The sequence below is a fragment of the Stenotrophomonas sp. PS02300 genome (assembly GCF_029959395.1).
GTDB classification, from domain to species: Bacteria; Pseudomonadota; Gammaproteobacteria; order Xanthomonadales; family Xanthomonadaceae; genus Stenotrophomonas; species Stenotrophomonas maltophilia_AD.
The window spans coordinates 1-14,570 of the sequence record NZ_JASCOP010000106.1; the positions used below are offsets into that span (position 1 = coordinate 1).

The window sequence follows — 14,570 nt, forward strand, 5'->3', positions numbered from 1 at the left end:
GCAGCCACGAGGGCTGCCGCAACGACCAGCATCAGGGATGTGATGCCGATGCGCATGGATTACTGCGCGGTGTAGACGATTTCGACGCGACGGTTCTGCGACCAGCAACCTTCGTTCGACTCGGTGCAGGTCGGACGCTCTTCACCGTAGGAAACGACGGTGATCTGGCTGGCCGAACCACCGTTGGCCTGCAGCGCCGAGGACACGGCGTTGGCACGACGCTCACCCAGGGCCTGGTTGTAGGCGCGCGAACCGCGCTCGTCGGTGTGACCCTGCAGGGTCATGCGGGCCGACGGACGGTCACGCAGGTACTTGGCGTGGCAAGCCATCTGAGCCTGGAATTCCGGCTTGATTGCATCCTGGTCCAGGTCGAAGAACACAACGCGCTGGCGCAGGCAGGCGTCGGTGTCCAGGTCGCCCGGGCCGTACAGGCCGGAGGTCGACGGGCCGGTCGGCTGCGAGGTGCTGCCGGTGTCGACCGGAGCAGCAGGCTGTTCCTTGACCTTCTTGGAGCAACCGGCCAGAGCGGCCACGGACAGCAGGGAGACAAGCAAAACGCGGGTGGTCTTGTTCATGTAGTTACCTTTGAGGCTCCTAAAGCCGGATGTAGGGATGAATACGTGCGGATCTTAACACTCTGTTAGCGCTTTGTACGGTATGGCGACCAAGAAGGTTCGCGAACATCACCGTCGGCCAGGACCAGCCGCTGGCGCACGCGCGCATCAGCCGACACGGCATACAACACTCCACGACCACCCTCGCGGGCGGCATACAGCACCATGCTTGCGTTGGGCGCAAACGTGGGGGACTCGTCAAGCGAACCCGGCGACAGCGTGCTCCAGCGCGGCGAGCCCAGGCTGCTGTCCATCATCGCGATCTTGTAGGTATTGCCGCTGCCCTGCGCCACGACCAGCTTCTTGCCGTCGTAGGACATGCTCGGGGTGGCGTTGTAGTTGCCCTGGAAGGTCACGCGCGAGGCGCTGCCACCGCTGGAGGAGACCTGGTAGATCTGCGGGCGGCCGCCACGGTCGGAGGTGAAGTACACGCTGGAACCGTCGGCGCTCCAGGTCGGCTCGGTGTCGATGGCGAAGTGGTTGGTCAGCTGGGTGAGCTGCTTGCTGCCCAGGTCCATCACGTAGATTTCCGGGTTGCCGCTGCGCGACAGCGACAGGGCCAGGCGGCGGCCGTCCGGGGAGAACGACGGGGCGCTGTTGATGCCGCGGAAGCTGGTGACCAGCTCACGGGCGCCGGTGGCGATGTTCTGGATGTAGATCGCCGAATTGCCACGCTCGAAGCTGACGTAGGCCAGGCGGTTGCCGTCCGGGCTCCACGAGGGCGACAGCAGCGGTTCGGCCGAGCGCACGATGGTCTGCGGGTTGAAGCCGTCCGAATCGGCCACCATCAGCGCGTAGCGCATGGCATCGCCCTTGCCGCTGGCGGTGACATAGGCGATGCGGGTCCAGAAGGCGCCGCGCACACCGGTGATCTTCTCGTAGATGGCGTCGGCCATCTGGTGGGCGACGTCGCGCATGGCATTGCCACGGGCGGTCATCGCCAGGCCCAGCAGGCGCTCGCCCTTGGGCACGTCATACAGCTCGTACTCGACCCGGTAGGCGCCGGCACCGGCGTCCATGACCCGGCCGACCACGATGTAGTTCTGCTTCAGCGCGCGCCAGGTGGCGAACTGGATCTCGCCGCCACGGGTGGGCTTTTCGACGATCTGCGCTTCGGGGAGGGTGCGGAACTGGCCCGAACGCTCCAGGTCGGCGCGGACCACCTGCGCCACGTCGGTCTGCGGGGCGGCCGCCGAGCCCTGGTAGGGCATGGGCACCACGGTGATGGGCAGCGCGGAGGCGTTGCCGCCGATGATGTCGATGTCCAGGCCCCTCTGCTGCGCAGCGGCGGCAAGTGGCAGGAACAACAAAGCCGCGAACACGGCAAACCAGCGAGGCATCTTCTTCATGGGCGCTCTATAGGGGGAAAACCAGAACGAGGGATAACAGCAGTGCGGTGAACAGTTTCGCAATCATGAACCAACCGGGTGTGAAATCCGAGTGGTCGCCCCAGGAAAAATCACGGGCCATTAACGAAACCGGGCACCGCCTGCCCGCCCGGGATCAGTTGTCCTGGGCGGTAAAGGTGAAGTTGAGCTGGCGCGAGAACACCTCTTCGAAGCCGCGGTACGGCAGCGGCTGGGCGTTCAGCACGGCCGCTTCGATGGAGCGGCGGCCGGCCTCGTCGAACGGGCAATCCGGGCTGACCTTGGCCGAGTTCACGTTGCCACCGGGCAGCTGCACGATCACGATCTTGCAGCGCTGGCCGAACGGCACGTTGTCCGGGCGGGTCCACGACGCCAGCACCTTCTGCTGGATCGCTGCCGCGTATTTGGCGCGCAGGTCGTCGCTGGTACCGCCGCCACCGGCGGCCGGCTGGGCGGCGCCGCTGGAACCGGCGGTGGACTGCCCTGCGGCGGCGCGGGCGGCGGCCAGCTGGCGCAGCTTCTGCTCGGCCAGCTTGGCTTCCTTCTCTGCCGCCTCGCGGCGGCTGCGGAGCTCGGCGATCTTCTTCTGGCGCTCAGCTTCGGCCTTTACGTCGTTGGCTTTCTGTTCCTGCTCGGCCAGCTTCTTCTTCTGCGCGGCCTCTTCCTGCTGCTTGGCCAGGCGCAGTTTCTGCTCGGCCTCTTCCACGCGCTTGCGCTCGGTCAGGTCGATCTGCTCCTGGCGGCGCTTGGCTTCCTGTTCCTGCTTGGCCTTCTCGGCCGAGATCGACATCGCGTTGACCGCGGCCTGGTCGACCGTATCGGGCTGGGCGATGCGCTCCTGGGCGTTCTGCTGCTGCGGGGTGGGCGCGTCCTGCGGGCGCGGCTCGGGCAGCGGCTGCGGCGGCGGCACGGTGTCTTCTTCCACCGGGATGGGCTCGGCCACCGGCTCGGGCAGGTCAGGCAGTTTTTCCGAGGCGCGCAGCGCCTGGCGTGCCGCGGCGGCTTCCGAGGCCGACAGCTGCAGGCTGGCTTCAATGGCCGGATCGCCGGCGGCCGCTTCGGTGCTGCGCTGGGGTGACCACAGCCAGGCGGCGATGAACACCAGCGCGAGCAGTACGTGGACCAGGATCGCCAAGGCGATCGGCAGGCCCCACTGGCCTTCCGGCTGGCGCTGCGGTGGCAGGGCTTCAGCGTGCATCGGTCGCCAGGCCCACCTTTTCCACGTTGGCGCGCTTGATCACGTCCATCGCCGCGACCACCTTTTCATAGGCCACGGCCTTGTCGGCGGCCACGATCACGCGCAGGTTCTTGTCCTGTGCGGCGAGCGCGCCGAGCTGGGCCTGCAGCTGGCCGGCATCCATCGGCGCCGGTTCCTTGGCTTCGGGCAGCTTGAGGCTGAGCTGGCCGTCCAGGCGGACCGAGACGATCACCGGGTCCTGCTTGCTCTCCAGCGCCTTGGCCTGCGAACTGGGCAGGTCCACTTCAAAGCTCAGGGTGAGCAGCGGCGCGGTGACCATGAAGATGATCAGCAACACCAGCATGACGTCGATGTACGGCACGACGTTGATTTCGGATTTGAGCTTGCGGCGCTTGCGGCGGCCGATGGCAGCGGTCATGGCAGTGTCCTTGTGCTGGGCGCTTACTCGTCGCCCGCGGACTGGCGCTGCAGGATCGAGCTGAACTCTTCGGCGAAGGTTTCGAAGCGGACCGACAGGCGCTCGACGCGGCTGGTGAAGCGGTTGTAGGCCCACACCGCCGGGATGGCCACGAACAGGCCGATGGCGGTGGCGAACAGGGCTTCGGAAATACCCGGCGCGACCGAGGCGATACCGGCCTGCTCACCGCTGTTGATCATGTCGTGCATGGTCACCGTGATGCCGAACACGGTGCCGACCAGGCCCACGTACGGGGCGGTGGAACCGATGTTGGCCAGCAGCTCCAGGCTGCGCTCCATCTGGTCCACTTCACGGGTGAAGGTGGTGCGCATGGCGCGCTGGGCGCCTTCCAGCTGGGCGCGGCCATCCAGGCGGCGCTTGTCGCGCAGGCGGGTGAATTCGCGGAAACCGGCTTCGAAGATCGCCTCCAGGCCGCCTACCTTGCGGTTGCGGTCGGTGGCGGCGCTGTACAGCTTGCCCAGGTCGGCGCCCGACCAGAAGCGGCTTTCGAACTCGTCGGCTTCACGGTTGGCGGCGTTGAACACGCGCGACTTGCGGAAGATGATCACCCAGCTGATGAACGAACCGGCCAGCAGCAGCAGCACGATGATCTTCACCGGCAGGCTGGCCTTGATCATCAGGTCCAGGTAATTGATGCCACCGCCGTGCGCGGCTTGGGCGACGGTCTGCGACGCGGCGCTGGTGACTTCCTGCGGCAGCGCTTCGACCACCGTGGCCTGCAGGGCCAGGAGCATTCCGATCATCCGTTGTTCCTCAATATGCGGCTATTTGAATTTCGTGGGGTTTCAGCGCGGCGTGGAGAACATCGTCCATACCGCGCGGCTTGAATGTGGCAGCGTCCAGTGCCGCGATTTTCACCTGCGCGGTCAGCAGCGTTTCATCGCCGCGACACACCGTCTGGTCGAACACCATGCTGGCGCGCTTGCACTGCACCAGCGTGGCGGTCACGTCCAGCGCGTCGTCCAGCCGCGCCGGCCTGAGGAACTCCATGGTCATCGACCGGACCGCGAACACCAGGCCATGCTCGGTGCGGGTGCGTTCCTGGCCGTAGCCGAGGGCCCGCATCCATTCGGTGCGCGCCCGTTCCATGAAGGCCACGTAGCGGGCGTGGTAGACCACCCCGCCAGCGTCGGTATCTTCCCAATATATGCGTGTCGGCCAACTGAACCGCGGGTCAACCGACATCGGGGACCTCCGCGAACAGGTCGGCCGGGGGGTTCTTCGGCTTCAGGCCCAGGTGGCGGTAGGCCTTCTGGGTGGCCATGCGGCCGCGCGCGGTGCGCACCAGGAAGCCCTGCTGGATCAGGTAGGGTTCGACCACGTCTTCCAGCGTGCCGCGCTCTTCGGACAGGGCCGCGGCCATCGATTCCACGCCCACCGGGCCGCCGTCGAAGTAATCGATCAGCGTGCGCAGCATGCGCCGGTCGAGGTCATCGAAGCCTTCCGGGTCCACTTTCAGCATCAACATGGCGGCCTGCGCCACGTCCTGGTCGATGTGGCCGGCGGCCTTGACCTGCGCGTAGTCGCGCACCCGGCGCAGCAGCCGGTTGGCGATACGCGGGGTGCCGCGCGAACGCCGCGCGATTTCCGCCGCGCCATCGGCGGTGCAGTCGATGCCAAGGATGGCCGCCGAGCGCCGGACGATCCTGGTCAGCTCTTCGGGGGTGTAGAACTCCAGCCGGTGCACGATGCCGAAGCGGTCGCGCAGCGGCGCGGTCAGCAGGCCGGCCCGGGTGGTGGCGCCAATCAGGGTGAACGGCGGCAGGTCGATCTTGATCGAGCGGGCCGCGGGGCCCTCGCCGATCATGATGTCGATCTGGAAATCTTCCATCGCCGGGTACAGCACTTCTTCAACCACCGGCGACAGGCGGTGGATTTCATCGATGAACAGCACGTCGTGCGGCTGCAGGTTGGTGAGCAGCGCGGCCAGGTCGCCGGCTTTTTCGATCACCGGCCCGGAGGTCACCCGCAGCGCCACGCCCAGCTCGTTGGCGATGACGTGGCTCAAGGTGGTCTTGCCCAGGCCGGGCGGCCCGAAGATCAGCACATGGTCCAGCGCATCGCCACGGGCCTTGGCCGCTTCGATGTAGATCGACAGCTGCTCGCGCACGGGCGCCTGGCCAAGGTAATCGGCCATGCGCTTGGGGCGGATGCTGGCGTCGGTGGTGTCATCCTCGCGGGTGGCACCGGCGCCGATGATGCGGTCGTCGGTCATCCCGCGATTATGCGGCAAAACGGGTGACGACCAACGGTCGTCACCTACCGGGGCATTGAAAATCACGCGGTAGCGGCCGACCGTTGGTCGGTCGTCGCCTCAGATCTCGACCTGGGCGCCCAGTTCCACCAATCGATTCCCCGGAATCCGGAAGAACCCGGTGGCCGGCGCCGCGTTCCGGTGCATCAGCGCGAACAGCTTGTCGCGCCAGATCGGCATGCCGCGGTTGGCGGTGGCCACGATGGTTTCGCGGCTGGCGAAGAAGGTCGTGTCCATCGGGTCGAAATAGATCCCGCCGTGGTCGCACGAGCGCATCAGCGCCAGCGGCACGTCCGGGGTTTCCATGAACCCGAAGCGCACGAACACACGGTAGAACTCATCGCCCACCGATTCGATCTTCAGGCGCTTGCCTTCCATCGCGTACGGGATGGGCAGGGTTTCCACGTGCAGGAACACGTTGCGCTCGTGCAGCACCTTGTTGTGCTTGAGGTTGTGCATCAGCGCATGCGGGGCCACCGAGGGGTCGGCGGTGAGGAACACCGCCGTGCCCGGCACCCGTACCGGCGGGGCCAGCATCAGCCCGGGCAGGAAGGTATCCAGCCGGATGCCGTCCTTGCGGATCTCATCGCGCAGCAGCTCGCGGCCACGCCGCCAGGTGCGCATCATGGTGAACAGCACGATGCCCAGCACCACCGGGAACCACGCGCCCTGCAGCAGCTTGGCGCCGTTGGCGATCACAAAGCCCAGGTCGATGACGAAGAACACCACGCACAGCGGGATGATCCAGTAGCGCGAGGTCGGCCACAGCGCGCGGGCCACCAGGGCCAGCAGCAGGGTATCGATGAGCATCGTGGCCGACACCGAAATGCCGTAGGCCACCGCCAGGTTGGAGGAGCTGCGGAACGCCAGCACCAGCCCGATCACCATCACCGCGATGCCCCAGTTGATGCCGGGGATGTAGATCTGGCCGATGGTGTCGTGCGAGGTATGGGTGATGCGCATGCGCGGGATGTAGCCCAGCTGCATGGCCTGGCGCGAGACCGAGAACGCGCCGGTGATCACCGACTGCGAGGCGATCACCGCGGCCATGGTGGCCAGGATGATCATCGGGTACAGCGCCCACTCCGGCACCGCTTCGAAGAACGGGTTCTTCACCGCTTCGGGGTTGTTGAGCACCAGCGCGCCCTGCCCCAGGTAGTTCAGCACCAGGCACGGCAGCACGAAGAAGTACCAGGCGTGGCGGATCGGCTTGGCCCCGAAGTGGCCCATGTCCGCATACAGCGCCTCGCCACCGGTCACCGCCAGCACCACCGCGCCGAGGATGAAGATGCCGTGCCAGCCGTGCTCCAGGAAGAAGCGCAGCGCCCACATCGGGTTGAAGGCCTTGAGCACTTCCGGCGAATCCACGATGTTCCAGATGCCGATCGCGGCCAGCGAAATGAACCAGATCGAGGTGATCGGCCCGAACAGCTTGCCGATCTTCTCGGTGCCGAAGCGCTGCACGGCAAACACCGCCAGCAGCACCACCACGGTGATCGGCACGATGAAGGCATGCAGGCCGGGGGCGGCCACTTCCAGGCCCTCTACCGCGCCCAGCACCGAAATGGCCGGGGTGATCACCCCGTCGCCGAAGAACAGCGAGGCGCCGAAGATGCCGAGGATGCCCACCACGTAGGCCGAGCGTGACCCGTGGCGCAGGGTGCGCTGGGTCAGCGCCATCAGCGCCATGATGCCGCCCTCGCCGTCGTTGTCGGCGCGCATGATGATGGTGACGTACTTCAGCGTCACCACGATGTTCAGCGCCCAGAACGCCAGCGACAGCACGCCCAGCACGGTGTCGTGGTCGCTGTTGAGGCCGTAATGCGGCGAGAACGCTTCCTTCAGGGTGTACAGCGGGCTGGTACCGATGTCGCCGAACACCACGCCGATGGCGCCGACGATCAGGGCCAGGCCGCTGGCGGCCGGCGCATGGCCGTGCCCGTGGTGGCCGCTGTCGTGCTGGGTGGAAGAGGTGGACATGGGACTCCGGGAGGGCGTCGGTCGGTATGGGAAAAGGCCGGCGCGCTCAGCGCAGCGCGGCCTGCAGGGCCTTGCGGATCACGGTGGCGACATCATCGCCCTCGGCGTTGGCATCGCGCGCCATGCGCGCGGCCTCGGTCGGCTTGTAGCCCAGCTGCTGCAGGGCCACGGTGGCTTCGGACACCGGGTCGGTGGCCGGCGCCGCGCCGGCAATGGGTGCACCGCCGCCGCCAAAGTTGGCCGCGCGGTCGCGCAGCTCCAGCACCATGCGCTCGGCGGTCTTCTTGCCGATGCCCGGAATGCGGGTCAGCGCGGTGATGTCACCGGCCTGCACCATCTTGGCGAACTCATCCACGCTCACCCCGGACAGCACCGCCAGCGCGATCTTGGCGCCGATGCCGCTGACCTTCTGCACGTCGCGGAACAACCGGCGCTCGCCCTCGCGCAGGAAGCCGTACAGCGACACGCTGTCTTCCTTCTGCGCGTAGTGGGTGAACAGGGTGACCTCGCGGCCCAGCTCGGGCAGGTCGTAGAAGGTGCTCATCGGCGCCTCCAGCTCGTAGCCGACGCCGTTGACGTCGATCAGCAGCCACGGCGGCGCCTTGTACGCCACGATCCCACGCAGACGACCAATCATGCAGATGTCCTCATTTCCGGCTCCAGGCCTGGCGGGCATTGACGCCCAGGCGCTGCGCCGTTGCCCTTACATGGGCGTGGGTGATGGCCACGGCCAACGCATCGGCGGCGTCGGCCTGCAGCTTGGTTTTCAGGTTGAGCATAAGCCCGACCATGTGTTGGACCTGTTGCTTCTCCGCCCCGCCCCGGCCCACCACCGCCAGCTTGATCTCGCTGGCCGCGTATTCGTGCACCGGCAGGTCGCGCATGACCACCGCCGAGATGGCCGCGCCGCGCGCCTGGCCCAGCTTCAGGGCCGAATCGGGGTTGCGCGCCATGAACACCTTTTCGATGGCCACTTCGTGCGGGCGGTATTCCTCCACCAGCGCGTTGAGCCCCAGCACCAGCAGCTTCATGCGGTTGGGGAAGTCGTCGGCGCCCAGCAGCACCAGCGGCAGGTGGTGCACGTGCAGCACCTTGCCGGTGGGGTCCACGTCAATGATGCCCACCCCGGTGCGTTGCGAACCGGGGTCGATGCCGAGGATGCGGATCATGCGTGGAACGTCGGGAGTCATCATGGTCCGCATTGTCCGCCCCCGACGTCGCACTTGGCGAGACGGGGGCATGGACGTCAGGCGTAGGCGTCCGCGCCGAGGTCGGCGTTGGAGAACACGTCCTGCACATCGTCCAGGTCTTCCAGCATGTCCAGCAGCTTCTTGACCTGCAGGGCGGTGTCACCCTCGACCTTGATGTCGTTGTCGGCGCGGAAGGTCAGCTCGGCGTGGTCCGGCTTCAGCCCGCCCGCCTCCAGCGCATCCTTGACCGCGTGGTACATGTCGGCCGCGGTCAGCACGTCGATGGCGCCGTCTTCCGGGTACACCACGATGTCATCGGCGCCGGCCTCGATGGCCGCTTCGGTCACCGCGTCCTCGTTGGCGCCGCCGGCGAAGTGCAGCACGCCCATGCGCTTGAACATGAAGGACACCGAGCCTTCGGTACCCATGTTGCCGCCGCACTTGCTGAACGCGTGGCGGACATCGGCCACGGTGCGCACGCGGTTGTCGGTCAGGCAGTCCACGATCACGGCCACGCCACCGGGGGCATAGCCCTCGTAGCGGATCTCTTCGTATTCAACGCCTTCCAGCTCGCCGGTGGCCTTCTTGATGGCCCGTTCGATCACGTCCTTGGACATGTTCGAGGCCAGGCCCTTGTCCATGGCCACCCGCAGGCGCGGGTTGTTGTTGGGGTCGCCTCCACCGCCGCGCGCGGCTACGCCGATCTCACGGATGATCTTGGTGAAAATCTTGCCGCGCTTCGCGTCAGACGCGTTTTTGCGGTTTTCGATGGAAGGGCCTCTACCCATGGGTGTTTCCGTGCTTGCGTCAGGAACAGGGCGCGGATTCTACCTGATCGGCCGCCCTCACCGTGTTAGCCGGGGCTCAGGCGGCGTGCGCGGCCCGGTCCGGGCGGAAGCAGCCGTCGCGCAGGAAAGCGGCCGTCTGGCGGGCGGCATCGGGGGAAAACACCAGCCCGCTGTGGCTGGCGGCCACCACGCAGTGGTCGGCCAGGCCCGGCAGGCGGGTCTCGTCCAGCGCCACGGTGCCGTCGGAGGCGTCGCCACAGGCCCCCAGCAGGCTGCCCAGTCCATGCGGCACCGAGCCGGCGATCAGCCCCACCTGCGCCCTGCCCTCCCAAGCCGGCAGGCCATCCAGCAGCAGCTCGCTGCTGCGGCCCAGCGCCAGCGACCAGCCATGCTCGGCCAGCGAACGGGCCGTACCGCTGCCGCGCAGCGGCGAGCCCAGGCAGACCACCCGCGACACCGGCAGGTCCGGCTGCCGGCGCAGGGCCTCCAGTGCAACCAGCCCGCCCAGGCTGTGCCCGACCAGCGCCACCGGGCCACTGTCCTGCAGCCGCTTCAACAGCTGCGGCACGGCCACGTCGGGGCCGCCGAACACGCTGGAATAGCCGAAGGTATCCACGCTGAAGCCGCGTGCGCGCAGGCGCCAGGCCAACGGGCCAACCCAGGCGCGGGCATTCCAGATGCCGTGCAGCAGTAAAACGGGGGGAGTCATGTGCTCAGCGTAGCCGGTGCGAAACCGATCCAGAGGTAGGGAACGGTGTCATTAGACAAATGGACGAAGGAACGGCGGGTGAAACCCGCCGCCGTTCAGGCCGCCTGCGGCGGGCGGCGCAGGATGAATTCCAGGTCGCGCACCTGGCCGACCGGGAATTCGTAGGTGCCCACCTTGCTGAACCCGTAGCGGGCATAGAAACGCTGGGCGCCGAAGTTCTCCGACCACACCCCCAGCCACAGGGTGCGCGGGCCGTTGCGTTCCAGCCAGGTCAGCGCGGTTTCCAGCAGGCGACTGCCCCAGCCGCAGCTCTGCTGCTCCTTGATCAGGTACAGGCGCTTGAGCTCGCCATCACCCGGCTGCACGTCCGGGTGCGGCAGGCCACAGGGGCCGGCGGCGGCATGGCCGACGGCCACGCCATCCAGCTCCAGCAGCCACACCGCGTAATCGGGGTGGGACAGGATCACGCGCTGGCGGTCTTCGGCGTAGGCCTCGTCCAGGAAGTCCTGCAGGTCCTGGGCCGGGTACAGATGGCCGAAGGTTTCCACGAAGGTACGGGTGGCCAGTACCGACAGGGTCGGTGCGTCTTCGGGGCCGGCGCGGCGGATGGTGTACATGGAGGGGTGCGGGGCAGGCCTCAGGCCTGCGTCCCCTTGGCGGCGTCTTCCTCTTCGCCGTCTTCTTCGTCCTCTTCCTCGTACTCCTCCTCGTCCTCGTCTTCCTCGCCCTCTTCGTACTCTTCGTCTTCGTCCTCGCCCTCTTCCTCTTCGTCGTCCTCGTAATCCTCGACGCCGAAGTCCTCACCGTCCCAGCGGCCTTCGCCATCGGCGACGAAAGTCAGCGCCATCGCGGCCGGGTTGGTACCCACGCGCACCAGCCAGCCACCGAACACGCGCGCGCGCTCGGTCACCAGGTTGGCATCGGCGCCTGCGTTGCCCAGCTTTTCCCATTCCACTACGAATGCAAACTCGCTCACTGCTGGATCTCCTGGACGATGTAAGGATGAGGAGGCCGGCCAACGGCCGGCGCTACCGCGATGGTGCGATGATGCGATCGAATCGTTCGCAGCATCAATTCTTGCGCGGGCGGACCTGGATGTGCACTTCGGCCAGCTGCTCATCCGGGATCGGCGACGGGGCGCCGGTCATCAGGCACTGCGCGCCGGTGGTCTTCGGGAACGGGATCACGTCGCGGATCGATTCGGTGCCGGCCATCAGCGCGGCGATGCGGTCGATGCCGAAGGCGATGCCACCGTGCGGCGGCGCGCCGAAGCGCAGCGCGTCGAGCAGGAAGCCGAACTTGGCTTCGGCCTCTTCGGCGCCGATGCCCAGCAGCTCGAACACCGTGCTCTGCATGTCCGAGCGGTGGATACGGATGGAGCCGCCACCGATCTCGTTGCCGTTGAGCACCATGTCATAGCCGCGCGACACGGCCGTCTTGGCGTTGGCGCGCAGGTCGGCGATGTCGTCCACCGCCGGGGCGGTGAAGGGGTGGTGCAGGGCCACGTAGCGCTGGGCTTCGTCGTCGTATTCGAACATCGGGAAATCGGTGACCCACAGCGGCGCCCAACCGGCGGCGACCAGGTTGAAGTCCTTGCCGGCCTTCAGGCGCAGCGCGCCCATGAAGTCGGACACCTTGTTGTAGCCACCGGCGCCGAAGAACACGATGTCGCCGTTGCCGGCGCCGACGTGGGCGACCAGCGCGGCGAACGCCTCTTCGCTGAAGAACTTGGCGATCGGCGAGCTGATTTCGCCGTTCTCGGCGATCTTGATGTAGGCCAGGCCCTTGGCGCCGTACTTGGCGGCGTGCGCGGCGTACTCATCGATCTGCTTGCGCGACAGGCTGGCACCGCCCGGGATGCGCAGCGCGGCCACGCGGCCATCGGGGTCGGCGGCGGCGCTGGCGAACACCGGGAACTCGCTGGCCTTGACCAGCTCGGCCACGTCCACCAGTTCCAGGCTGATGCGCAGGTCCGGCTTGTCCGAACCATAGCGGCGCATCGCCTCGGCCCAGGTCATGCGCGGGAAGCTGGCAGCCAGCTCCACGTCGACCACTTCCTTGAAGATGGCGCGGATCATGCCTTCCACGTAGTCCTGCACGTCGCGCTCGCGCACGAAGGCGAACTCCATGTCCAGCTGGGTGAATTCCAGCTGGCGGTCGGCACGCAGGGCTTCGTCGCGGAAGCAGCGGGCGATCTGGTAGTAGCGGTCGAAGCCGGCCACCATCAGGATCTGCTTGAACAGCTGCGGCGACTGCGGCAGGGCATAGAACTCGCCCGGGTGCATCCGCGCCGGCACCAGGAAGTCGCGCGCGCCTTCCGGGGTGGCCTTGGTCAGGATCGGGGTTTCGATGTCCTGGAAGCCGTCGCCATCGAGGTGGCGGCGCAGCGCCTGCACCAGCTTGATGCGGGTGCGCTGCATGCGCTGCATTTCCGGGCGGCGCAGGTCCAGGTAGCGGTACTTCAGGCGGGTTTCTTCGCCCGGGTTCTCGTGGGCGTGGAACGGCAGCGGCTCGGCCTTGTTGAGCACGGTGATGCGGGTGGCGACGATCTCGACCTGGCCGGTACGGATCTTGTCGTTCACCGCATGGCGCTTGCGCACCACGCCTTCCACCTGCAGCACGTCCTCGTAGCCGAGGCTGGCGGCGACCTTGAACACCTCCGCGTTCTCAGGCTCCACCGTCACCTGCACGATGCCCTCATGATCGCGAAGATCGATGAAGCACACGCCGCCCAGGTTGCGGGCAACGTCGGTCCAGCCGGCGAGGGTGACAGTCTGGCCAATCAGGGTCTCGTCGACCAGGCCACAGAAGTGGGTACGCATGGGGGTAAAGCTCCGCAGGAGATTGCCGGCGCCAGGCGGCACCGGTCAGCCCGTTATTCTGCGGCCGGCGACCCGATCGGGCAAATCCGGACGGTCACACGGGCTTAATCCGGCCCGTACCTATAGTCCGCGCACCACCATGCGCAAGGGGATTTGCCATGAACCGCCTCGCTGTCGCTTGTTTCACCGCCCTGCTGGCCTGCGGCGCCCCGTCGCTGCCGGCCCAGGCCCAGGTCAATGCCCGGGCCTACGCCCCGGAGAACCTCCGCACCCTGTCGGTCCAGGACCAGCAGCGGGTCATTGCCCAGGAATACGCCGAGCAGTCCGGGGGCCGGCGCATTCCCGACGACCAGATGCAGTTCTACCTGGCCCAGGTCAACCGCTCCTCCTGGGGCTTTTCCCGCATCAAGCAGGACATCGCCACCTCGCTGGGCGGCTCCGGCGGCGGCTGGAACCCGGGCGGCGGCGGCAACAACGGGGTGGTCCGCTGCGAAAGCAACGACAACCGCCAGCGGGTCTGCACCACCGGCTGGCGCAGCGCGCGCCTGTCCCGGCAGATCTCCGGCACCCGCTGCGTGGAAGGCAACAACTGGGGCTCCCGCAATGGCCAGGTCTGGGTCAGTGGCGGCTGCCGGGCCGAATTCGTCGAAGGCCGCGGGGGCGGCTGGGGGCCCGGTACCGGCGGCCCGGGCAGCACCATCCGCTGCGAAAGCAACGACAACCGTGAGCGCAGCTGCCCTACCCCGTGGCGCAATGCCGCGCTGGTGCGGCAGATCTCGGGGTCGGCCTGCGTGCAGAACCAGACCTGGGGCATGCGCGGCAACACCATCTGGGTCACCCGCGGCTGCCGCGGTGAGTTCGCCGAATCGCGCGGCAACTGGGGCGGTGGCGGGGGCGGCAGCAATTACAGCGTGACCTGCAGCAGCAATGGCAACCGCCAGCAGACCTGCGCCTGGGATTCACGCCAGGGCCGGCCGGTGCTGCTGGAGCAGCTCTCGGGCAGCAGCTGCGTCGAAAACCGCAGCTGGGGCTATCGGCCGAGCATGGTATGGGTCAGCAACGGGTGCCGGGCGAGGTTTGGCGCGCGTTGACCGGACGGCGGCCCCCCCAACCGTCGGGCCCTACCCGCAGGCGGCGCGCGGCATTATGGGGCCTGTCTCTTATAAACAA

16 protein-coding genes are annotated in these 14,570 nt (G+C 67.3%); 1 reads left to right on the forward strand and 15 read right to left on the reverse strand.

The window, feature by feature from the left end; genetic code table 11:
• Positions 1-59: 59 nt before the first annotated feature.
• The 15 genes from pal to aspS form a co-directional block, all read right to left on the reverse strand.
• Complete coding sequence (pal, locus tag QMX79_RS16130) at positions 60-575, reverse strand: peptidoglycan-associated lipoprotein Pal (protein ID WP_068853749.1); 516 nt, start codon at positions 573-575, stop codon at positions 60-62.
• A gap of 65 nt (positions 576-640) precedes the next feature.
• A complete protein-coding gene (tolB, locus tag QMX79_RS16135) occupies positions 641-1,963 on the reverse strand; it encodes a Tol-Pal system beta propeller repeat protein TolB (protein WP_068853750.1) in 1,323 nt (440 codons plus the stop codon).
• Positions 1,964-2,117: 154 nt separating this feature from the next.
• The gene (gene tolA / locus QMX79_RS16140; RefSeq protein ID WP_282247634.1) at positions 2,118-3,179 is read right to left on the reverse strand and encodes a cell envelope integrity protein TolA; all 1,062 of its coding nucleotides are present in this window, start codon (positions 3,177-3,179) and stop codon (positions 2,118-2,120) included.
• Positions 3,169-3,597 (reverse strand): protein TolR, encoded by a 429-nt coding sequence (tolR, locus tag QMX79_RS16145; protein WP_068853752.1) that lies wholly within the window; start codon positions 3,595-3,597, stop codon positions 3,169-3,171. The genes tolA and tolR overlap by 11 nt, the downstream gene beginning before the upstream one ends.
• Positions 3,598-3,620: 23 nt before the next feature.
• On the reverse strand, positions 3,621-4,400 hold the full coding sequence (gene tolQ / locus QMX79_RS16150; protein WP_282247635.1) for a protein TolQ: 780 nt from the start codon (positions 4,398-4,400) through the stop codon (positions 3,621-3,623).
• A 10-nt stretch (positions 4,401-4,410) separates the two neighbouring features.
• Entirely contained in the window at positions 4,411-4,842 is a 432-nt protein-coding gene (ybgC, locus tag QMX79_RS16155; protein WP_282247636.1) for a tol-pal system-associated acyl-CoA thioesterase, read from the reverse strand.
• Positions 4,832-5,872: a Holliday junction branch migration DNA helicase RuvB gene (gene ruvB / locus QMX79_RS16160; RefSeq protein WP_282247637.1), complete on the reverse strand. Its 1,041-nt coding sequence runs from the start codon at positions 5,870-5,872 to the stop codon at positions 4,832-4,834. The genes ybgC and ruvB overlap by 11 nt, the downstream gene beginning before the upstream one ends.
• Before the next feature lie 99 nt (positions 5,873-5,971).
• Positions 5,972-7,891, reverse strand: a complete 1,920-nt coding sequence (locus QMX79_RS16165) for a potassium transporter Kup (protein WP_282247638.1) — start codon at positions 7,889-7,891, stop codon at positions 5,972-5,974.
• A 46-nt stretch (positions 7,892-7,937) separates the two neighbouring features.
• Positions 7,938-8,528, reverse strand: a complete 591-nt coding sequence (gene ruvA, locus QMX79_RS16170) for a Holliday junction branch migration protein RuvA (RefSeq protein WP_068853757.1) — start codon at positions 8,526-8,528, stop codon at positions 7,938-7,940.
• Between the two features lie 10 nt (positions 8,529-8,538).
• Positions 8,539-9,060 carry a crossover junction endodeoxyribonuclease RuvC gene (gene ruvC / locus QMX79_RS16175; RefSeq protein WP_282247640.1) on the reverse strand — a complete coding sequence of 174 codons (522 nt, stop codon included), beginning with the start codon at positions 9,058-9,060 and terminating at the stop codon, positions 8,539-8,541.
• Positions 9,061-9,137: 77 nt separating this feature from the next.
• Positions 9,138-9,869 carry a YebC/PmpR family DNA-binding transcriptional regulator gene (locus QMX79_RS16180; RefSeq protein ID WP_068853759.1) on the reverse strand — a complete coding sequence of 244 codons (732 nt, stop codon included), beginning with the start codon at positions 9,867-9,869 and terminating at the stop codon, positions 9,138-9,140.
• A gap of 76 nt (positions 9,870-9,945) precedes the next feature.
• Positions 9,946-10,578: an alpha/beta fold hydrolase gene (locus QMX79_RS16185; RefSeq protein WP_282247642.1), complete on the reverse strand. Its 633-nt coding sequence runs from the start codon at positions 10,576-10,578 to the stop codon at positions 9,946-9,948.
• A 95-nt stretch (positions 10,579-10,673) separates the two neighbouring features.
• On the reverse strand, positions 10,674-11,195 hold the full coding sequence (locus QMX79_RS16190) for a GNAT family N-acetyltransferase (protein ID WP_210130899.1): 522 nt from the start codon (positions 11,193-11,195) through the stop codon (positions 10,674-10,676).
• A gap of 20 nt (positions 11,196-11,215) precedes the next feature.
• Positions 11,216-11,554 carry a DNA primase gene (locus QMX79_RS16195; RefSeq protein WP_282247643.1) on the reverse strand — a complete coding sequence of 113 codons (339 nt, stop codon included), beginning with the start codon at positions 11,552-11,554 and terminating at the stop codon, positions 11,216-11,218.
• A 94-nt stretch (positions 11,555-11,648) separates the two neighbouring features.
• Positions 11,649-13,400 carry an aspartate--tRNA ligase gene (gene aspS / locus QMX79_RS16200; protein WP_282247644.1) on the reverse strand — a complete coding sequence of 584 codons (1,752 nt, stop codon included), beginning with the start codon at positions 13,398-13,400 and terminating at the stop codon, positions 11,649-11,651.
• Between the two features lie 158 nt (positions 13,401-13,558).
• Here aspS and QMX79_RS16205 point away from each other — a divergent pair, with 158 nt between their 5' ends.
• On the forward strand, positions 13,559-14,491 hold the full coding sequence (locus QMX79_RS16205) for a DUF3011 domain-containing protein (protein ID WP_282247646.1): 933 nt from the start codon (positions 13,559-13,561) through the stop codon (positions 14,489-14,491).
• The last annotated feature ends 79 nt before the right edge of the window (positions 14,492-14,570 follow it).